This window comes from Microbacterium sp. UBA3486, from assembly GCF_002377845.1.
Lineage (GTDB): Bacteria > Actinomycetota > Actinomycetes > Actinomycetales > Microbacteriaceae > Microbacterium > Microbacterium maritypicum_A.
Genome location: NZ_DFQP01000001.1, coordinates 228 through 19,987 on the forward strand (window position 1 = coordinate 228; position 19,760 = coordinate 19,987).

The 19,760-nt window shown below is 69.0% G+C and carries 18 protein-coding genes; 10 read left to right on the forward strand and 8 right to left on the reverse strand.

Annotation, left to right across the window (positions count from 1 at the left end):
• A partial coding sequence (locus B2869_RS00005) for a MarR family winged helix-turn-helix transcriptional regulator (protein WP_414683262.1) occupies window positions 1-198 on the forward strand: 198 nt, incomplete at its 5' end.
• Between the two features lie 32 nt (window positions 199-230).
• On the opposite strand, the gene B2869_RS00010 is transcribed toward B2869_RS00005, so the two are convergent.
• The 3 genes from B2869_RS00010 to B2869_RS00020 all read right to left on the reverse strand — a co-directional run bounded on the left by B2869_RS00010 (window position 231) and on the right by B2869_RS00020 (window position 3,653).
• Window positions 231-1,148, reverse strand: coding sequence for a cation diffusion facilitator family transporter (locus B2869_RS00010; RefSeq protein ID WP_292761123.1), 918 nt, complete (start codon window positions 1,146-1,148; stop codon window positions 231-233).
• Window positions 1,149-1,182: 34 nt separating this feature from the next.
• Window positions 1,183-2,589, reverse strand: a complete 1,407-nt coding sequence (locus tag B2869_RS00015; RefSeq protein ID WP_292761126.1) for an MFS transporter — start codon at window positions 2,587-2,589, stop codon at window positions 1,183-1,185.
• A gap of 155 nt (window positions 2,590-2,744) precedes the next feature.
• Window positions 2,745-3,653 (reverse strand): Lrp/AsnC family transcriptional regulator, encoded by a 909-nt coding sequence (locus B2869_RS00020; RefSeq protein WP_231479798.1) that lies wholly within the window; start codon window positions 3,651-3,653, stop codon window positions 2,745-2,747.
• Window positions 3,654-3,863: 210 nt separating this feature from the next.
• Between B2869_RS00020 and B2869_RS00025 the strand changes: the two genes are divergently transcribed.
• From B2869_RS00025 to speB, 4 genes are read left to right on the forward strand one after another with little or no spacing between them, the layout of a single operon-like run.
• Window positions 3,864-5,201 (forward strand): MFS transporter, encoded by a 1,338-nt coding sequence (locus tag B2869_RS00025; protein WP_058630812.1) that lies wholly within the window; start codon window positions 3,864-3,866, stop codon window positions 5,199-5,201.
• Between the two features lie 59 nt (window positions 5,202-5,260).
• A complete protein-coding gene (locus B2869_RS00030; protein WP_292761136.1) occupies window positions 5,261-6,928 on the forward strand; it encodes an amidohydrolase in 1,668 nt (555 codons plus the stop codon).
• Window positions 6,929-6,938: 10 nt separating this feature from the next.
• Window positions 6,939-8,555 (forward strand): thiamine pyrophosphate-binding protein, encoded by a 1,617-nt coding sequence (locus B2869_RS00035; protein ID WP_292761139.1) that lies wholly within the window; start codon window positions 6,939-6,941, stop codon window positions 8,553-8,555.
• A gap of 44 nt (window positions 8,556-8,599) precedes the next feature.
• The gene (speB, locus tag B2869_RS00040; RefSeq protein ID WP_021201678.1) at window positions 8,600-9,547 is read left to right on the forward strand and encodes an agmatinase; all 948 of its coding nucleotides are present in this window, start codon (window positions 8,600-8,602) and stop codon (window positions 9,545-9,547) included.
• Window positions 9,548-9,697: 150 nt separating this feature from the next.
• Here speB and B2869_RS00045 read toward each other — a convergent pair whose 3' ends face one another.
• Window positions 9,698-10,618, reverse strand: coding sequence for a serine protein kinase RIO (locus B2869_RS00045; protein WP_292761146.1), 921 nt, complete (start codon window positions 10,616-10,618; stop codon window positions 9,698-9,700).
• Window positions 10,619-10,922: 304 nt separating this feature from the next.
• On the opposite strand from B2869_RS00045, the gene B2869_RS00050 reads away from it, so the two are divergent.
• Window positions 10,923-12,119 carry an MFS transporter gene (locus tag B2869_RS00050; protein ID WP_021201680.1) on the forward strand — a complete coding sequence of 399 codons (1,197 nt, stop codon included), beginning with the start codon at window positions 10,923-10,925 and terminating at the stop codon, window positions 12,117-12,119.
• A 31-nt stretch (window positions 12,120-12,150) separates the two neighbouring features.
• Here B2869_RS00050 and B2869_RS00055 read toward each other — a convergent pair whose 3' ends face one another.
• Window positions 12,151-13,068, reverse strand: a complete 918-nt coding sequence (locus B2869_RS00055) for a helix-turn-helix domain-containing protein (RefSeq protein ID WP_021201681.1) — start codon at window positions 13,066-13,068, stop codon at window positions 12,151-12,153.
• Window positions 13,069-13,185: 117 nt separating this feature from the next.
• Between B2869_RS00055 and B2869_RS00060 the strand changes: the two genes are divergently transcribed.
• Window positions 13,186-13,647 (forward strand): DUF3817 domain-containing protein, encoded by a 462-nt coding sequence (locus B2869_RS00060; protein WP_021201682.1) that lies wholly within the window; start codon window positions 13,186-13,188, stop codon window positions 13,645-13,647.
• 27 nt (window positions 13,648-13,674) lie between these two features.
• On the opposite strand, the gene B2869_RS00065 is transcribed toward B2869_RS00060, so the two are convergent.
• The 3 genes from B2869_RS00065 to B2869_RS00075 form a co-directional block, all read right to left on the reverse strand.
• Window positions 13,675-14,334, reverse strand: a complete 660-nt coding sequence (locus B2869_RS00065; protein ID WP_029259356.1) for a hypothetical protein — start codon at window positions 14,332-14,334, stop codon at window positions 13,675-13,677.
• A gap of 78 nt (window positions 14,335-14,412) precedes the next feature.
• Window positions 14,413-15,363: an NAD(P)/FAD-dependent oxidoreductase gene (locus B2869_RS00070; protein WP_292761153.1), complete on the reverse strand. Its 951-nt coding sequence runs from the start codon at window positions 15,361-15,363 to the stop codon at window positions 14,413-14,415.
• Between the two features lie 138 nt (window positions 15,364-15,501).
• On the reverse strand, window positions 15,502-16,302 hold the full coding sequence (locus tag B2869_RS00075; protein WP_167255250.1) for a MerR family transcriptional regulator: 801 nt from the start codon (window positions 16,300-16,302) through the stop codon (window positions 15,502-15,504).
• A gap of 171 nt (window positions 16,303-16,473) precedes the next feature.
• Here B2869_RS00075 and B2869_RS00080 point away from each other — a divergent pair, with 171 nt between their 5' ends.
• The 3 genes from B2869_RS00080 to dnaK form a co-directional block, all read left to right on the forward strand.
• On the forward strand, window positions 16,474-17,766 hold the full coding sequence (locus B2869_RS00080; RefSeq protein ID WP_292761159.1) for an HNH endonuclease signature motif containing protein: 1,293 nt from the start codon (window positions 16,474-16,476) through the stop codon (window positions 17,764-17,766).
• 215 nt (window positions 17,767-17,981) lie between these two features.
• On the forward strand, window positions 17,982-18,533 hold the full coding sequence (locus tag B2869_RS00085; protein ID WP_414683263.1) for an Hsp70 family protein: 552 nt from the start codon (window positions 17,982-17,984) through the stop codon (window positions 18,531-18,533).
• The coding region (gene dnaK, locus B2869_RS00090; RefSeq protein ID WP_414683264.1) for a molecular chaperone DnaK at window positions 18,448-19,760 on the forward strand (1,313 nt) is incomplete at its 3' end. The genes B2869_RS00085 and dnaK, both read left to right, overlap by 86 nt.

Genomic DNA, 19,760 nt, shown 5'->3' on the forward strand with positions numbered 1-19,760 from the left:
TTCGTGCGCCGCGAGGCCGACCCCGACGACGCACGTCGCACGCGCATCGCACTGACCGACGAGGGCCGACGCCTCGCTCGCGGCATGCGGGGGGAGCGTCGCGAGATGCTGACGACCGCGCTCACCTCGTTCACCGACGACGAGCGCATCGAGCTCGCCCGACTGCTGAACAAGCTCGCCGACAACTGGCAGCGCTGAGCGCAGGGCTCGGCCTGCGCTGCGGGGTCTGTCTAAGCCGAAGCGAACTCCGCCGACGGCTCGTCGTCGACCGACAGCGACAGCACAGCGGTCTCGACGGCTTCGTGCTCCTCGATCCGCTGTTCCAGATCACGCAGTCGCCGCGCCACATCGTGCTCACGCGCATCGCCGGCCAGGTCGACCTCGGCGACGATAAAGAGTCGGTTCGGCCCCACGTATTCGATGTGCAGGTAGGTCACCCGCTCGATCTGGGGCAGGCCGAGCAGGGCCCTCCCGACGCGCGCCCTCAGCTCGGGTGCGGCCGTCGCGCCCACGAGGAAGGCGATGTTCCGGCGGATCAGGATGATCGCCACCACGCCGAGGAGCACACCGACCAGGATCGAGCCGATGGCATCCCAGGCGGCGACGCCGGTGATCTGGTGCAGGAGGATGGCGCCTCCTGCCAGGACCAGGCCGATGAGCGCCGCCGAATCCTCGAAGAACACGGCTCGCAGCGTGGTGTCGCTCGTCTCCAACACGAAGTCCCAGGTCGACGAACCGCGCTCCTTCGCGAGTCGGCGGGACTTCACCATCGCCTGGGTGAACGACGCACCCTCGAGCACGAAGGAGATCCCCAGCACGATGTAGGCCACCATCGGGCTCTCCACCGGACCGGTGTCGGAGAGCTCCTGGATGCCGTGCATGATCGACACGATCGACCCGGCCGTGAAGATCCCGAACGCGGCGATCAACGACCATACGAAAGCGTTGCGCCCGTAGCCGAGCGGATGCCGCGCATCCTTCGCCTTCGCCCCACGGCGGTCGGCGATGAGGAGGAACACCTCGTTCCCGGCATCCGCCCACGAGTGCGCGGCCTCGGCGACCATCGACGCCGACGAGGTGATGATCGCGGCGACGGTCTTCGCCACCGCGACGAGGACGTTGGCGAGGAAGGCGAGGAACACGGTCACGCGGTCAGGCTACTCCCGCCACGCGACACGGGCGTCAGCGGGGTGCCTTCACCGGCAGCAGGAGCAGGAAGCCCGCGATCAGGACGATCACGATGCCCAGGATGCCGAACGCCGTCTGGGCGGTGAGCACGATCAGGAGCGTCCACGCGCCGGAGGCCATCCAGCTCGCAGCCCGACCGGTCGTGGCGTACAGCCCGAAGATCTCACCCTCGCGTCCGGCCGGGGTGACCCTCGCGAGGAAGGAGCGGGCGGAGGCCTGTGCGGGACCGACGAAGGCGCAGAGGATGAGTCCGCCGATCCAGAAGACGATGGTCCCGCCGTCGCGCAGGAAGAACACGCCGAGACCGGCGACCACCATCGAGCCGAGCGACAGCAGGATGATCCGCTTGGGGCCGAACCGGTCGTCGAAGCGTCCGGCGATGATCGTGGAGATGCCCGCGATGAGGTTGGCGGCGATCCCGAAGATCACGATGTCGAGGAAGGCGAAGTGGAAGACCGTCGACCCGATCACGGCGCCGAACGCGAAGACGCCGCCCAAGCCATCGCGGAACACGGCACTCGCGAGCAGGAACCAGAACGTCGGCCGCGTCTCGGGGGAGCGGTAGAGGCCGATGACGTCCTTGACCAGCAGGCCGTAGGAGGCGAAGAAGCCGACCTTGCGCTCCGGGCGACCGAGGGAGGGCTCCGGCACGTTCAGGAAGATCGGGATGCTGAACACGATCGCCCACACCGCGCAGCCGACGGCGATGATGCGGAAGGGCAGCCCGCCGTCGGAGGGGAGGCCGAACCAGTCCATCATGTAGAAGACGATCACGATGACCAGGGCGATGATGCCGCCGAGGTAGCCGAAACCCCAGCCGAGCCCGGAGATGCGACCCACGGTCTTGGGGTTGGCGATGCCGATCAGCATGGCGTTCGAGTTGACCGCCGCGATCTCGCCGAACACCGAGCCGGCCGAGATCAGCGCGACGCCGAGCCAGAAGAGCGTGGGGGTGGGTTCAACGAACCAGAGCCCGAACATGCACAGGATGAGCGCGCCCGTGCCGATGCCGAGCCAGAGCTTCTGTCGTCCGGCGGCATCCGCCCGCTGACCGAGCACCGGGGCGAGGAGCAGGATCGCGAAGGCCGCGATGGTGGAGCCGAGTCCCAGGCCCGAGGTGAGATCCGCGATGGCGGCCTCGTGCGCCTGGCTCTTCGGGTCGAGCGCGGCGACCTCGGCGGGGAGGAATGCGTCGGTCGTCAGGTACAGCGCCGTGAAGATGAATGTCAGGATGACGGTGTTGAAGGGCTGCGTCGCCCAATCCCACAGCGCCCAGGAGTAGACCTGCTTCTTCGGTGCCGGCGTCTCGCCGCGCAGGTCGAGGCCGACGACGGCCACGGCGCCGCTGTTCGCGGTCGCCACGGGTTCGGGAACGTCGTGGCGAGGTTCGGGTTCGCTCATGGGGGAAGTCTGGCGGTGCCCGGTGAACGCCCGGTGACGGCGCGCCGTACTAATATTCCGGGGTCACGCTCGTTCCGGTCGCAGCTCCCGCCGCGCGAACGCGCCGGAGGCGGCAGCAACTGTGACCGGAACGGAGGGACGGTGGGGGATGCGACTCAGTCCGTGCGGAGAGGGCGCAAGGTGCGGGCGTAGTCCTCCTTGAGCACGGCGAGGTGCAGCCAGGCCTCGATGCGCGTGACTCCCGGCAGCGCGCGCAGACGCTCCAGACTGGCGTACAGGGCTCCGGCCGATGGCTCGACGAGCGTGGCCACGGCGTCGAAACGGCCGAGGGTGCGCGCGGCGAAATCCACACCGCGCCCGCGTCGCAGCTCGTCGATCACGGCTTCGTCGTCGTCGCCGAGCGTCATGCCGACGCCCATCGACAGCTGCCGGTGCGCGAGCCCGCGAGCCTCCACCGCGCTGATCTTGATCACCCCGGCGTCGATCATCCGCTGCACCCTCGTCGCGACTGCCGAGGGGGAGAGGCGCACCTCCTCACCCAGCGCGCGGAAGCTCTTGCGCCCATCGGCCTGCAGCTGCTCGATCAGCGCCTCGTCGATCGTGTCGAGCGTGACCCCGCCGTGGTACTCCGAGACGAAGAAGCCCTTGATCACGGTCGAGTAGATGATCGTGCTGATGTCGAGGACGCCGTCGATCGCGCGGATCAGGGCCAACAGGTCGTGCAGCTCCGACATCGAGCCCACGCGCACCTCGGTGACCACATCGTGCGCCCCGCCCACCGCCGACACCAGCACGGTCTCGCTCATGTCGCGCAGGTGCTCGGCCACGAGCTCGACCGAGCCGTCGGTGCGGATCGACACGTGGGCGAGCACGTGCTGGCCGAGGAAGACCGGGTCGACGGCGGCCACGACCCGCACGGTGCGGTCGGCGAGCATCGTGCGCAGCCGGGCGGCGACCGCGGCCCGGGACTGCCCGAGCCGTTGCGCGAGCGAGAGGATGCTGGCGCGGCCGTCTTCCTGCAGTGCACGGATGAGTTCGGCGTCGAAATCCATGGTTCCGCTCATTTCGTCAGTTTCCCGCGATCGCACGCTTCGTCGTGCGCAAGTTCAGTGTAGGAGGCAGGCTTGCCATCGGGAAGGCGTGCATTGTGCAGATGCGCGATCATATATCCAGTGAATCCCCGTTATCGCTGGAGTTCTGCCCTTGCTGGCAGCGCTGCACGTCCGTAGCATCCTTCGCTATCCGACATCTTCCGCAAAGGAGCGGGCACCCCCATGACCACTACCCCCACCAGCGGCACCCACAGCCGGGCGCGCCGCGCCGGCATCGCCGCCTTCGTCGGTACCACCATCGAGTGGTACGACTTCTACGTCTACGCGACCGCTGCGGCGCTCGTCTTCGGTCCGCTGTTCTTCCCGAGCGGCGACCGGCTGGCCGAGACCGCAGCAGCCTTCGCGACCTTCGCTGTCGCCTTCCTCGTCCGCCCGCTCGGTGGCATCATCTTCGGGCACATCGGCGACAAGCTCGGCCGGCGCACGTCGCTCGTGATCACGCTGGTGATGATGGGCGCGGCCACGGTGCTCGTGGGCTGCCTGCCCACGTACGAGAACATCGGCATCCTCGCCCCGATCCTCCTCATCCTGCTCCGTGCGGTGCAGGGCCTCGCCGTCGGCGGCGAGTGGGGCGGCGCGGTGCTCATGAGCGTCGAGCACGCCCCCGAGAAGTCCAAGACCTTCTACGGCGGCTTCACGCAGCTCGGCAACCCGGCCGGTGCCCTTCTCGCCTCGGGCATCTTCGCGATCATGACCCGCATGGGCGACGACTTCATCATCAACGGGGGCTGGCGCATCCCGTTCCTGCTGTCGATCGTGCTGGTCGGCGTCGGCTTCTGGGTGCGCTACCGCGTCGAGGAGACGCCGGTCTTCGAGGCGAAGGTCGAGGGACGCAAGCAGTCGATGCCGCTGGCTTTCGCACTGCGCACCAACTGGCGTCCGATCCTGCTCGGCATCGGCATCCTGCCGATCTCGACCGGCGGCTACTACCTGGCCACCACCTTCGCCACGGCCTACGCCACCGGCGACACGGTCGCGATCAGTGAGCAGGTCATCCTCGACGCCATGACGATCGCCTCCTTCGTGGAGTTCGTCGTTACCCTCCCCGTCGCCTGGCTGGGCGACAAGTGGGGCCGCAAGAACGTCATGTACATCGGCCTGATCACCTCGGTGCTCACGTTCGTGCCGTTCCTGCTGATCCTGCCCGGACGCATCGAGCCGCTCATCTTCCTGTTCGCCTCGCTGGTGCGCATCGCGATGAGCGCGACCTATGCGCCGATCGCCGCACTGCTCTCGCAGATGTTCCGTCCGCAGGCCCGCTACACCTCGATCGCGCTGTCGTACGGCGTGGGCGCGGCTGTCTGGGCTGGCTTCTCGCCCTGGTTCGCGACGCAGCTCATCGCCTGGACCGGCAGCATCTGGTCGGTGATCGCGATGTTCATCGGCATGGCGCTCATCGCCGGGATCTGCACGCGGCTCGCGCCGCAGCACTCCGACGAGGCACCCGTGACGGCGTCCTTCACCGCACGCACGGACACGACGGCGAACCGCCTGCCCTGACGGCGCACCGACCCCGACGACGTCCCCTCCCGCACGCCACGACCGCGAACAGGTTCCCCATGAGAAAGCTCACCCCCTTCGACCGCTCGGCCCAGACGGCACCCGTCCTGCTGACCGCGCACGCGATCCACACGGCGGATGCCGCGGCCACCACCGCCACGGCGATGCTGACCGATCGCGGGCGGATCCTCGCGATCGGCACCCTCGCCGACTGCGAGGCCGCGGCCGAGCGGGGTGGGCTCTCTCCGGAGCGCATCGACCTCGGTGACGGGGTCGTGGTCCCCGGCTTCGTCGACGCCCACGCGCATCCGCTCATGTTCGGGCAGATGATGAGCTGGGTCGACTGCGGGCCCGAGAAGGCCGGCAGCATCCCCGAGATCGTGGCCCTGCTGAAGGCCGCGGCTGCCGACCTGCCCGCGGGGCGCCCGGTGCGCGGCTACGGCTACGAGCAGCGCAACCTCGCCGAGAAGCGGCATCCCACCCGCTTCGAGCTCGACGAGGTCGCCGCCGACCGCGAGGTGTACCTCATGAACGCCTCCGGCCACGGTGGGGTCGTGAACTCGCACACCCTCACGATCAACGGCGTCGACCGCGACACCCCGAACCCCGACGGCGGTGAGTTCTTCCGCGATGCCGAGGGCGAGCTGACCGGCGAGCTGTCGGATGCCGCGTGCAACATCCTCACCGGAGTGCATGGCGTGAAGATCGGCCACCACGGTCCGAACTTCCACCTCGCCGACGAGCCCGAGGAGCACCTGCGCCAGCTGGACGCCGCGACCCAGCGGTTCCTCGCCGGCGGGGTCACCTCGATCGGCGACGCGCAGGTCACGCGCCGCGAGTTCGACATGTACCTGCGCCTCGCCGAGGCCGGGCGCCTGGAGCTGCGGGTGTCGATGTACCTGCTCTCGCACCTGCTCGACGAGGCGCTCGAGATGGGGCTCGTCGGGCAGTTCGGCAACGCACATCTGAGCTTCGCCGGCATCAAGTTCTACGCCGACGGCACCCTCGGTGGGTGGACCGCGTACTTCCCCGATGGCTACGTCGGCGACCCGTGCCGTACCGGGCAGCTGTACCACGAGCCCGCCGAGTACGCGGGGCTCATCAGCAGAGCGCACGCCGCGGGGCTGCAGACCGCCACGCACGCCCAGTCGCCTACCGCGATCGAGATGGTCGTGTCGGCGATCGAGGCCGCGCTCGCCGAGCATCCGGATGCCGACGCCCGCCACCGCATCGAGCACTGCGGCCTGCCCACGCCCGAGCAGATCGAGCGGATGGCCGTCTCCGGAATCCGTCCGGTCAACCAGACCCAGCACTACTTCAACTGGGGTGAGGGCGTGGAAGAGGCCATCGGCACCCCGGGCGAGCGCTTCAACCCGCTGGGAGAGTTCGAGCGGGCGGGTGTGCCGTTCACCATCTCGTCGGATGCTCCGGTCGCCGAGCCGATCCCGCTCGAAGCCATCCAGACCGCCGTCACCCGCGTCACCCGCCGCGGACACAAGCTCGGGCCGGACGACCTGCGGGTTTCCGCGCTCGCGGCCCTGCGCGCACACACGATCGAGGGTGCCGTATCGATCGGGCGCGAAGACGACCTGGGTTCGCTCGAAATCGGCAAGTACGCCGATTTCGTGGTGCTCTCCGGCGACCCGCTGGTCGTGCCGGCCGAGGAGATCTCGGCGATCACGGTGCGCGAGACCTGGGTCGACGGCACGCGCCGTCACCAGGTGTGAGGATGACACGATGAGCACCGACACCACGACGGCGGAGCAGTACGCCGACACCGCAGGACGAGCCGTGCTGGAGACGATCCGCGCCTACGGCGTGACCGCGATCTTCGGCATCCCCGGCACCCACAACCTCGAGCTCTACCGGCCGCTCGCCGACCTCGGCATCCGCGCGGTCACGAACCGCCACGAGCAGGGCTCCGGCTACGGGGCCGACGGTTGGGCGCAGCAGACCGGCCTCCCCGGCGTCGTCATCACGACCTCGGGCCCCGGCCTGCAGAACGCCATGAGTGCGATCGGCACGGCGTTCTGCGAATCACGGCCGCTCATCGTCCTCTCACCGGGGGTGCCCCTCGGGGCGGAGTTCGCCGACGTGGGCACCCTGCACGAGACGAAGGACGCCACGGCCATGGTCGGCGCGATCGCCGAGTGGTCTCGTCGCGTGACGAGCGCCCCCGAGGCGGTCGAGGCCGTCCATGATGCGTTCGCACTGTTCCGCACAGGTCGTCCCCGTCCTGTGCACATCGAGATCCCGCTCGACGTGCTGGAGGCTCCGGCCGACGTCTCCGCCGAGGCACGGCGACCGCGCCCGGTGCCGACCCGGGTCTCCGGGGAGCCGACCGCGCTCGCCGAGGCGGCCCGTCTGCTCGCCGACGCGAAGACCCCGGTGATCGTCGCCGGTGGGGGAGCGGTGGATGCCGCGCACGAGGTCACGACCCTTGCCGAGCGACTCGGTGCCCCGGTGCTGACCACGCTGAACGGCAAGGGTGTGGTCGATGAACGGCACGCGCTCTCGCTCGGTTCGAACCTGCGTCTCGCCGCGGCCCGTGCGGTCGCGGAAGACGCCGACGTGCTGCTCGTGGTCGGCTCGAAGCTCGGCGAGGCCGAGCTGTGGGCGCCGCGACTCGAAGCCCGTGGAACCGTGATCCGCGTCGACATCTCGCCGGCGCAGCGCGACAAGAACCTCGCCGCGACCGTCGGGATCACGGGCGATGCGGCCGCCGTCCTGGAGGCGCTGCTGCCGTCCCTCTCCGCCGAGACCCGCGCGCCGCGCGACCTCACGGTCGAACGTGCGGCGATCGACTTCGAGATGCGGGAGACCGCACCCGAGACGGTCGCCCTCGCCGAGATCATCGCCGACGCCCTGCCAGACGATGCGATCGTCGCGGGCGACTCGTCCCAGATCGTCTACATGGCGCTGGGCAGCGTGCTGCGGGCGGCCCATCCCCACTCCCTGCTCTACACCCCCACCTACGCGACCCTCGGCTACGGCCTGCCCGCGGCGATCGGCGCACGGGTCGCGCAGACCGAGCACCCGGTCGTGACCGTGATCGGCGACGGCGCCCTGATGTTCTGCGTGAACGAGCTGGTCACCGCGGTCGAGCAGCGCCTCGATGTCACGGTCGTGTGCGTCGACAACGGCGGGTATGCCGAGATTCGGCAGAACGAGGTCGATCGCGGCATGGCCCCGATCGGCGTCGACCTGGTGCAGCCCGACTGGGCGGCGCTCGCGACGGCCTTCGGAGCGACCGGCCGCCGCGTGGAACGGCGCGACGACATCGCGTCGAGCATCCGCGCCGCGATCACCGCCGGGGGCGTGCAGCTGGTGCACATCCCGCAGCATGCCCTCTGAGCCCCACTGACCCTCCAGATCACCCCGACGAACAGGAACGAGCAATGACCGAGAACGTGGGCCCCATCGACGCGTCCGTGAACCCCCGCTACTCCGGCATCGCGACCTTCGCGCGACTGCCGCGCATCGAAGACGTGCCCCGTGCCGACATCGCGGTCGTCGGCATCCCCTTCGACTCCGGCGTCAGCTACCGGCCGGGCACGCGGTTCGGTCCTTCGCACGTGCGCGAGTCGTCGCGCCTGCTGCGGCCGTACAACCCCGCGCAGGATGTGTCGCCGTTCGCCATCGCGCAGGTCGTGGATGCCGGTGACATCCCGGTCAACCCGTTCGATCTGACCGAGGCCGTGACCGAGGTCGAGCGTGCGGCGCTGGCCCTCGGCGAGCAGGTGCAGCGCATCGTCACGATCGGCGGCGATCACACGGTGGCGCTGCCGCTGTTGAGGGCGGTCGCCGCGAAGCACGGTCCGGTCGCGGTCCTGCATTTCGACGCCCACCTCGATACGTGGGACACCTACTTCGGGGCTCCCATCACGCATGGCACCCCCTTCCGTCGGGCGAGCGAGGAGGGTCTGATCGACCTCACCGCGAGCTGCCACGTGGGTACCCGCGGCCCCCTGTACTCGAAGCAGGACCTCGAGGACGACGAGCGCCTGGGCTTCTCGATCGTGTCGAGCGAGTACATCGAGGAGCACGGGGTCGAGGCCGGCATCGCCCGCATCCTGCAGCGCATCGGCGACAAGCCGCTGTACGTGTCGATCGACATCGACGTGCTCGATCCCGCTCACGCACCCGGTACCGGCACCCCCGAGGCCGGTGGGCTCACCAGTCGCGAGCTGCTGCGGATCCTGCGCGCCCTGAAATCGCAGAACATCGTCGGGGCGGACGTGGTCGAGGTCTCGCCCGCCTATGACCATGCGCAGATGACCGGCATCGCCGCGAGCCACGTCGTATACGAGCTCGTGACGCTGCTGGCCGCCCGCCTCGCCGCCTGACGTCGCAGCTTCTGCCGCTCGCATCCGTCCCGCCCCTCCGACCCGCGGGCCGGCTCCGGTCGCAGTTCGTGCCGCGCCGCACGCCGCCAGGCGGCAACAACTGCGACCGGAACCTCCCGGATGCGACCGACACCTCCCGGAGGCGACACCTCACGCGAACGAGGCGGCGAGCAGTTCGGCGAAGAGCTCCTCGGCGTCGCAGTCGACGCGGCGGCGGGTGAACCAGTCGCAGATGTTCACGCAGTCGCGGTGCAGCAGGTCGAGCCCCTGCGGGTTCGCGATGATGTCGACGATCTGCGGCAGATCGATCACTCGCACCCGTCCCTCGTGCACGAGCAGGTTGTAGGCCGAGAGGTCGCCGTGGGCGAATCCGGCTGCCGCGAAGATCCGCATCAGGTCGACGACCTGCGCGTAGTAGCCCTGCAGCTCGGCGCGGTCTCCGCGGGCCTGGGCCAGGCGGGGCGCGGCGGTCCCGTCGGCGTCGCCGAGGAACTCCATCAGTACCTCGGTGCCGTTCACCTGCACGGGATACGGCACCGGGGCACCGAGCTCCCACATCCGGCACAGCGCCTCGAACTCGGCGAACGACCACTGTGCGGCGGCCACCTCGCGACCGTGGTCGGACTTCTTGGCGAGGGCCCGCGTATCGCGCGTGTTCCGGGTGCCGCGACCCTCGGTGTAGACGGATGACCGGTGGAAGCTGCGGTGTTCTGCGCTGCGGTAGCGCTTCGCCGCGAGCAGCGTGTGCTGCGTGGGATCGCCCGGCACCGCGCGTTCGAGCAGGAACACGTCGGCCTCCTTGCAGGTCTTGAGGATGCCGCGCTCGGTGTCGAGTGCCCCCGCCGAGGTCACGACCCACTCCGGCCACGGCTCGGGGCCGCGCTCGGACGGGGTGATCGCTGGCCAGGTGGACCAGCGCTGGCCCTCGCCAGGATCGACGTCGGCGAAGGAGAGCTCGGTTTCGAGGGAATCGAAGGCGGTGGAATCGAAGGCGGTGGGATCGAACGCGGTGGAATCGAGCGGGGATGCGTCGAAGGACGCGGCTTCCGAGGAAGCGAAGAGATCAGACACGATGTGGCTCCGGGAGCAGGAGGCCACACCACGATCAGGAGCGGGCGGCCTCGAAGGGAAGATGGTCGGCGGAGAGCGCGACAAAGACGGTGTTCATGTCCTCGGCTCCTTCCGCTCGGGCTTCCCGGGCTCGTCCCGGTGCGTCGTCGAGCCTAGGGCGTTCGCGGCGGGCTTGTCCAGACCCGCGGACGTTCGCCCCGTCGGTAGTTCCGTCGAGGGTTCGGCCCGACGCGCCCGGACGAATGGTCGGGTGCCGCGGACGACCGGTCGGGCGACGCCGTCCCGATCCTGCGAACGTGGAACCATGACCACGACCGCCCCCGTTCCCACCCTGCCGTCCTCCGCAGCGTCCCGTATCCGCTACGGCGGGCTCATCGTGCTGATGCTGATGGGCTTCCTGCTGGTCACGGCCGAGTTCCTGCCCAACGGCGTGCTCACCGAGATGGCCGACGGGCTCGGGGTCACCCCGGGTCAAGCCGGACAGACCGTGACCGTGACCGCGCTGGTCGGACTCGTGGTCGCGCCGACTGTCGGACTCATCTTCCCGCGCCTCGACCGCCGGTCGCTGCTGGTGTGGATGGCGCTCGCCGCCGCGGTGTCGAACCTCATCGTGGCGATTTCGCCGAATCTGATCATCGTGTTGCTGGCGCGCTTCCTGCTCGGGGCGGCGATCAGCGCGTTCTGGGCGATGTCGATCACGGTCGCCGCACGTCTCGCGGGACCGGCGAACCTCGGCCGCGGTGTGATGTTCACCTCGGCCGGCGTCTCGCTGGCGACCGTGGCCGGTGTGCCGCTGGGCGTCATGCTGAGCGAGCTCGTCGACTGGCGGATGGTCTTCGCCATCGCGGGTGTGCTGATGGTCGTGCTCGCGGTCGTCCTGCGGTTCGCGCTGCCGTCGGTGCCGGCGGAACGGGCATCGAGCCTGCGTCTGCTCGTCGACACCCTGCGCCGTCCCGGCATCGGTCTCGGCATGGTCGGGCACGTGCTCGTCGTGCTCGGGCACTTCCTCGCCTACACATACGTGCGTCTCGCGCTGGAGCGCATCCCGGAGGTCGACGCCTCGACCATCGTCGTGCTGCTCGCGCTGTTCGGCGTCGGCGGCCTGCTCGGCAACATCACGATCGGCCTCGTCATCGACCGCACGTTCGCCTTCTTCGCGGTGTTCGCGCCGCTGGTGATCGCGGTGTCCGTCATCTCGATGATCCTGTTCTCGGGGTCGGTCATCGGCGTCGGCATCGTCGTGCTGGTGTGGGGCTTCTTCTTCTCGTCCTGGCTGATCGTCGCCAACACCTGGGTCGGGCACCGCATGCCCGATCGGCTCGAAGCCGGCGGCAGCCTCGTCGTGGTGGGCTTCCAGGGGGCGATCACGCTCGCGGCCGGCATCGGCGGACTGCTCGTCGACACGCTGAACGTCGAACTGGTCTACGTGATCGGCGCCATCTCGCTGCTCGCGGGCGCGGTGCTCTTCGGCGCCTCGAACCGCGTCAGCAGCAGGGGCTGAGAGGGTTCGGGATCTTTCAGCCGGGGATCTTTCAGGCGGGGACAGGAGTGCGGTTCGCGAGCCGCCAGGCGGAGGGGGTCTGTCCGGTGCGGCGTCGGAACGCCCGACTGAACCCTTCATCCGAGGCGTAGCCGAGTTCGCGGGAGACATCCGAGACGCTCCGTCCGGCGTCGAGCATCCGCTTGGCCGCGTCGACGCGAACTTCGGTCACGTAGTCGGCGGGCGAGCGACCGACGGCGCTGCGGAACCGCTCGGCGAACGTGGAGCGCGACATGGCTCCGATGCCGGCGAGGCGCTCGACCGTCCAGTCGCGGCCGGGCTCCTCGCGGATGGCGTCGACGACCCGGTCGAGGAAGGGGTCGTTCGACAGCGACGGCCAGCCCGAGGGGGCGCAGCCGTTCGCAGCCCAGGCGCGGATGACCGACAGCAGCACCGTCGTTGCCATCATGCGGCAGATGATGGGATCGCCCTGGCGGGCGGGCTTCAGTGTGTGGTCGATCACGCCCATGTTCAGGGCGAGGGCCGCGGCGGCCGGCTCCACGGTGTCGAACCCGGTGACGGTGAGGAAGGGCGGCAGCAGTGCGGGCAGCGGCGACGCCGCATCCGCGAGTTCGATATCGGCGATCATGAGGCTCGTGGTGCTCGCGGCCTCGAGGACGAACGCTGAGCGGCCGATGGTCAGGAAGGCGTCGCCCGCGACCAGCACGTCATGCCGGTTCTCCGGGGTGGAGGGGCGCGTCTTGGAGTCCGGGTCGACGTCGAGTCGGCAGCCGTCGCCGAGCGGAGGGTGCCCCAGGACTCCGCCCTCCACGACGTAGACCAGCGTGATGGCACCGGCAGGGATCGGCAGCAGCGCTCCCGCAGCGAGAGAGGTGCGCCGGCCGATGCCGACGCGGAGGTCGACGGCGCCGAGCACATTCGAGAGCGCGTCCGCATCCACTGTCACCATGCCTTCGGCAACATCGCGAGGCGGTGAGCTATTCCACTGCCGGCGGGGTCAACCGTTCGATTGATTCGAACGAGATGTCCGGCGGATACGGTGGAGGGACCCCACCCGAGGAGTACCGTGTTCCGCACACCCGACCGTCTGTTCCGAGTTCTCGCGATCGCGGAGGCGATCACCTGGACGATCCTGATCGCCGCGATCATCGCCCGCGCCGTCGGCGCTCCGGGGATCGTGGTGACCGTGGGCGGTGGCATCCACGGGTTCGTGTTCCTGTCGTACGCGGCGACGGCGATCCTGGTCGCATTGAACCAGCGTTGGCACGTCGGCGTCGGCGTGCTCGCCGTGGCCAGTGCCATCGTCCCCTACGCGACGATCCCGATGGAGATCTGGCTGCATCGCACCGGTCGACTCACCGGCGACTGGCGCCTCGATGCGACGGACGACCCGCGGGATCGCCGCTGGTACGACCGACTGATGCGCTGGTTCCTGCAGCGGCCATGGGTGCTCGCGCTGTTGCTGGTCGTCGGCATCGTCGCGCTGTACGTCATCCTGTTGCTGATCGGCCCTCCGGGCGGCAAGTGAGTCCGTGCGGTCGCGCCGCCGCTGCGCTCAGGGAGTGACGACGACCGCGTTCTCCTCGTTGATCGCGGCCATCGTCGCCTCCGCATCCGCGGCGGTGCAGTCCACGATCACCGACAAGCCCACTCCGGTCTGAGTGAATGCGCGTGCGGCCATGAGCCAGGTGCGGCTGCCGTCCACGCCCACCACCTGGCGCATCTCGACGCCCCCGCTCCCACCGGCCATATAGCTGAACTCGCCGGTGGTCGCGAGCGCGGTGACCTCGCTGGTCGGAGTCTGCAGCAGCACGCCGAGGATCGCATCGGATGACGCGCTGTCGTCCCCGGCGACCACGGGCACGTCGGTCGTGTACCCCTGCCAGAACCGTGCTGTGCAGGTGCCGTCGACCGTGCCGTAGGTCCAGCCGCCGTTGCCGTCGTCGGGTGAGACCGTCTTCCACCCGTCGTCGGCCATGAGCCCGTCGCCCCATTCGATGTAGGTGTCGTCGGCGAGATCGAGGCCTTCAGCGAAGGTCAGGGTCGAACCGGGCGCCTCGTCGACGGGTGCATCCGTCTCCGTGCTCGGCGAGGTGGCGTCGGACGGCGATGTCGCGGGGATCTGCGCGTACAGGCATCCGCTCAGCGAGAGCACTCCCGTAACAGCGATCGCGGTGGCGGCCAGGCGCAGGGGGATGGAGGAGGTGCGCGTCATGCGGGCCAGCCTAGCCCCGCGCCGCGCGCCCCGCGCCCCGCGCCCGTCCTCGACTCCCGTGCTGTCCTCGACTCCCGCTCAGTGGGCGGTGGCGATGCCGATCGAGTCGTGCACGATCACCGCGGCGACCCGAGCGCCGGCCCCTGCCGCCACGATGAGCTGCTGCGGACCCGGTGCCGCGGCATCTCCTGCGGCATAGAGTCCCGGCACGTCGGTGCGACCGGAGCGGTCGGTGAGCAGGTGCCCGGCATCGTCCATCGCCGGGGTGATCCCGTCGAGGAAAGCCAGCGTGGTGTCCCACTCGGGGCGCACGAAACCGCCGTCGACGCCGACCGCGGTGCCGTCGGCGAGGCGGATGGCTTCGAGGTGACCTCGGTCGCCCACGAGCTCGGCGATGGGAGCCCGGTGCACGGAGATCCCGACGGCTGCGAGGGCAGCCTCCTCGTCCGGTGTCACGGAGTCTGCGCCGTGGGTGAAGACGGCGAGGCTCTCCGTCCAACGGCCGATGAGTCGCGCGCGATCCGCGAGGTCCGCGGTCTCGCCGATGAGGGCGAGTCGGCGTCCCTGCAGCTCCCACGCATCGCAGGCGGCGCAGCTGAACAGACTCATGCCGTAGTAGCCGCGCAGGTTCGGGACATCCGGGAGCGTCTCGCGCAGACCGGTGGCCAGCAGCGTCGTGCGGGCGGTCACGGTCGCCTCGGTCCCGCGCCGTCCGATGTCCGCCGCGAACCCGCCGGCCGCGGGGCGGAGAGCGGCGACGCGGGTCCGTGATCTCACCTCGACGTTCGGGTAGGCCGCGAGCTCTGCCCTGGCGAGGCGACGCAGTTCTTGAGGCGGGATGCCGTCGCGGGTCAGGAATCCGTGCGATCGCAGCGTGGCCGCGTTGCGGGGACGATCGGCGTCGATCACGAGCACGCGCGCGAGGGCGCGGCCGAGGTTGAGCGCAGCGGAGAGGCCGGCGGGTCCGCCACCCACGACGAGCACGTCGTAGTCGGCGGGCTCGTCCGCTCTCGGTGTGAGTGATGTCATCCGCGTGGTCCTTCCGAGAAAGGGGCGGATCCATCGCTCGGCGTCTGCCGAGGCGACGCCGCCGGGCGGCCGGTAAGGCGCGCCTTACTTTCATCCTGCCACTGTTCGGCTGACCGGGTCGGTGCCCTCCGGCCCGACCTACCCGCGCCGCACGGGCTGCTGCAGTTCGGTGACCCAGTCGGACTGGTCTTCCGAGACGGCGCGCACGTACAGCTCGCGGCAGGGGCCGTCGTGGACCAGACCGCGGGCGAAGATCTCGGTGTGGATCGCCTGCCAGCTCTCGGCGATGCGATCCATCGAGCCGAGGTGGATGCCGCACACGGCGCCCGCCGCCGCCGGGAGCTCGATGATCTCGAACCCATCCTGTGCGGGGCCGGTGTAGGCGTATCCGGCGATGACCTGCAGGCCGTCGTCGAGCGTCTCGTACTCGGCGATCGGGGTGGACAGGGAGTGCTGGTCTCCGATGATCTCCGCCACCGCGTCGAACGCGGGTCCGACCACCCCCGCGACCGCCGGCTGATCGGCGACGATCGTGCGGATGGCCGCGAGGCGGACGGCGGGGAGGGGCTTGTCGACGATCTCGATCTGAGACATGTGATTCTCTCTTTCGATGAGGTGGAGGCGCCTCTCCACGTCGACGAGTCTCTCCGCGGCGATCCGATGCTCCTGCTCGACCTCTGCGCGACGGATCCGCAGCAGGGCGGCGATGCGCTCGGCATCGACACCCCGTTCGAGGATCGTCGAGATGTCGTCGAGCCCGAAACCCAGCTGGCGCAGGGCGACGATCCGATGCAGCCGTTCCAGCTGCGAGGGATCGTAGGAGCGGTAGCCGCTGAACTCGTCCACGTGGGCGGGCACGAGCAGGCCGGCGGTGTCCCAATGCCGGAGCATCCGATGGGTCACCTGGCCGACCTGCGCGAACGCTCCGATGGACAACATGTCTCAGTTCTCCCGTCTGCCACTGTGTCAGGGTCAAGTATCGCCTCGGGGGAGGGCGGATGCGGTCACTCCTGACGCCGCATTTTCTGGCTCCAGACCGCATTCCGATATATCGTTTTCAGCCGCTGATCTGGGCCTTTGAATGTCGGTGGTTCCTGGTTCACTGAAGGCATGACGGCACTGGCGGATGCGACTCTCGAGCAGGTGGGGGCGCTCGCCGCGCTCACCGAGATGCTCGTCGAGGTCGAGCGCTCGATCAGCAGCCTTCAGGCCGCCCGTGACGGCATCCTCGCTCTGGGGTCCCGGCTCGCGCTCGAGGTCGCCGCGCAGGCGGAGCATCCCGATCATGGGGAGATGACGGCGCGCACCGTGGCCGCGGAGTTCGCCACGGCCCTGCGCGTGAGCGACCGCACGGTGCAGCGCCGCATGGCGGATGCGGCGTGGGTCGTGGAGCGCTTCCCGCTGGTCTGGGAGGCCCAGGGCGCCGGCCGCATCAGCGCGGCGCATGCCAGGGTCGTGTGTGAAGCAGGCGAGCACCTCGACGAGGCGGCGAGCCGCGACGCGTACGCGACGCAGATGATCGCCTTCGCGGAGAGCGAGTCTCCTGGCCGTGTCGTCCGGATGGCTCGGCGTGTGGCCGAGCGGTTTCAGGCGCGATCGATCGACGAGCGGCATCTCGACGCGCGGGAGAAGAAGTCTGTGTGGGTGAAAGACGTCGGAGACGGGATGACGAAACTCGGCCTGATCGGTCCGTCTGTGCTCGTCCACGGTGCCTTCGACCGCCTGACGCAGATGGCCAAGGCCACGCAGGAGCGGCCGGTCGCGGAGGGGGTTGCGACCGCTGATGCGGAGTCGGAGCCTCGCGCCATCCCGCAGATCCGCACCGACCTGGCCCTCGATCTGCTCCTGTCCGGCGCACCGGCAGGACATGACGCGCCCGAGGGGCTCCTCGCGGCGATCCGCGGATCGGTGTCGATCACCGTTCCCGTCACGACCCTGATGGGAAGCGGCGCGACCCCGGCCGAGCTGAACGGCCGGACCCCGATCGACGCGCCGACCGCCCGCAGGTTGGCTGGCGCGGCATCCGGGTGGGATCGGATCCTCACCCACCCCGTCACCGGAGCAGTCCTCGCGGTCGACCGTTATCGTCCGAGTTCCGACCTGAAACGGCATCTGAGCGCCAGGGATCAGCGCTGTCGTTTTCCCACCTGCGGGTACGCGGCCGTCGACTGCGACATCGATCACCATCGGGATGCCGCGCTCGGGGGAGCCACCGCCGAAACGAATCTCGGTCACCTGTGCCGACGTCATCACGTGCTCAAGCATCATTCGCCATGGGCGGTCGAGCCCCTCGGCGGCGGGATCTACGCCTGGACCAGCCCGACCGGCAAGGTCTACATCGATCGGCCGCCGCCGCAGAACACCGTCACCTTCGCCGAGGATCATGGGGTTCCGCCGTTCTGAGTGACGGTGCCGCTGCCCGTGTGGGACGGTGCCGAGCGACCGGTCTGAGTGGCCGCGCTGCTTCCAGGTGGGGGAATCGCAAACTTGAGCCCGTTCATATCAAGTTCATTTGACACTCGAGCGACCTCTCGTTACACTTGAGTCATCGCGACTCAGGTTTCCTGATCGCCGCAGATTTCCGAACCACAACGAACTTCCAACAAAGGAGAGAACACATGGCACGTGCTGTCGGTATCGACCTCGGAACCACCAACTCCGTCGTCAGCGTCCTCGAGGGTGGCGAGCCCAAGGTCATCGCCAACGCCGAGGGCTTCCGCACGACCCCCTCGGTCGTGGCCTTCACCAAGGACGGGGAGGTGCTCGTCGGTGAGACCGCGAAGCGCCAGGCCGTCACCAACGTCGACCGGACGATCGCTTCCGTCAAGCGCCACATGGGCACCGACTGGAGCTTCGACGTCGACGGCAAGAAGTGGACGCCGCAGGAGATCTCCGCGCGCATCCTCATGAAGCTCAAGCGCGACGCCGAGGCGTACCTGGGCGACACGGTGACCGACGCGGTCATCACCGTCCCCGCGTACTTCAACGACGCCGAGCGTCAGGCCACCAAGGAGGCCGGCGAGATCTCGGGCCTCAACGTCCTGCGCATCATCAACGAGCCGACNNTACCAGGAAGACGGCGAGATCCTCGTCGGCGCCCCTGCCAAGCGCCAGGCGGTCACCAACCCGAAGAACACCCTGTTTGCGGTCAAGCGCCTGATCGGCCGTAAATTCGACGAGAAAGAAGTCCAGAAGGACATCTCGCTGATGCCTTACACCATCAGCAAAGCCGACAACGGCGATGCATGGGTCGGCGTGCGCGACAAGAAACTGGCTCCGCCGCAAATCTCGGCCGAAGTCCTGCGCAAGATGAAGAAGACCGCCGAGGACTACCTGGGCGAAGAAGTCACCGAAGCCGTCATCACCGTGCCGGCCTACTTCAACGACTCGCAGCGCCAGGCGACCAAGGACGCCGGCCGCATCGCCGGCCTGGACGTCAAGCGCATCATCAACGAGCCGACCGCGGCCGCGCTGGCCTACGGCCTCGACAAGGGCAAGGAAGACGAGCTCATCCTGGTCTTCGACCTGGGTGGCGGAACCTTCGACGTCTCGCTGCTCGAAGTGGGCAAGGACGACGACTTCTCCACGATCCAGGTGCGCGCCACCGCCGGCGACAACCGCCTCGGTGGAGACGACTGGGACCAGCGTCTCGTCGACTACCTGATCAAGCAGTTCAAGGAGACCACGGGCGTCGACGTCTCGGGTGACAAGATCGCCCTGCAGCGCCTCAAGGAGGCCGCGGAGCAGGCGAAGAAGGAACTCTCCTCCTCCACGTCGACCAGCATCAACCTGCCGTACCTGTCGCTGACCGACTCCGGCCCGGTGTCGCTGTCCGAGACCATCACCCGCGCGAAGTTCGAGGACCTCACGAAGGACCTGCTCGACCGCACCAAGAAGCCGTTCGAGGACGTCATCCGCGAAGCCGGCATCAAGGTGTCCGAGATCGACCACATCGTGCTCGTGGGTGGATCGACGCGTATGCCTGCGGTCGCCGAGCTCGTCAAGCGCGAGACCGGCAAGGACGCGAACAAGGGCGTCAACCCGGACGAGGTCGTCGCCGTCGGCGCGGCTCTCCAGGCCGGTGTCCTCAAGGGTGAGCGCAAGGACGTTCTCCTCATCGATGTCACCCCGCTGAGCCTCGGCATCGAGACCAAGGGCGGCATGATGACCAAGCTCATCGAGCGCAACACGGCCATCCCGACCAAGCGCAGCGAGACCTTCACCACGGCAGACGACAACCAGCCGTCCGTCGCGATCCAGGTCTTCCAGGGCGAGCGTGACTTCACGCGCGACAACAAGCCGCTCGGCACGTTCGAGCTGACGGGTATCGCACCGGCGCCCCGTGGCATCCCGCAGATCGAGGTCACCTTCGACATCGACGCCAACGGCATCGTGCA

Coding starts and splice junctions, on each gene's coding strand:
- B2869_RS00015 (WP_292761126.1), bottom strand. CDS start 2,589: ATGAGCGAACCCGAACCTCGCCACGACGTTCCCGAACCCGTGGCGACC.
- B2869_RS00020 (WP_231479798.1), bottom strand. CDS start 3,653: ATGAGCGGAACCATGGATTTCGACGCCGAACTCATCCGTGCACTGCAG.
- B2869_RS00025 (WP_058630812.1), top strand. CDS start 3,864: ATGACCACTACCCCCACCAGCGGCACCCACAGCCGGGCGCGCCGCGCC.
- B2869_RS00030 (WP_292761136.1), top strand. CDS start 5,261: ATGAGAAAGCTCACCCCCTTCGACCGCTCGGCCCAGACGGCACCCGTC.
- B2869_RS00035 (WP_292761139.1), top strand. CDS start 6,939: ATGAGCACCGACACCACGACGGCGGAGCAGTACGCCGACACCGCAGGA.
- speB (WP_021201678.1), top strand. CDS start 8,600: ATGACCGAGAACGTGGGCCCCATCGACGCGTCCGTGAACCCCCGCTAC.
- B2869_RS00050 (WP_021201680.1), top strand. CDS start 10,923: ATGACCACGACCGCCCCCGTTCCCACCCTGCCGTCCTCCGCAGCGTCC.
- B2869_RS00055 (WP_021201681.1), bottom strand. CDS start 13,068: ATGGTGACAGTGGATGCGGACGCGCTCTCGAATGTGCTCGGCGCCGTC.
- B2869_RS00065 (WP_029259356.1), bottom strand. CDS start 14,334: ATGACGCGCACCTCCTCCATCCCCCTGCGCCTGGCCGCCACCGCGATC.
- B2869_RS00070 (WP_292761153.1), bottom strand. CDS start 15,363: ATGACATCACTCACACCGAGAGCGGACGAGCCCGCCGACTACGACGTG.
- B2869_RS00075 (WP_167255250.1), bottom strand. CDS start 16,302: ATGTTGTCCATCGGAGCGTTCGCGCAGGTCGGCCAGGTGACCCATCGG.
- B2869_RS00080 (WP_292761159.1), top strand. CDS start 16,474: ATGACGGCACTGGCGGATGCGACTCTCGAGCAGGTGGGGGCGCTCGCC.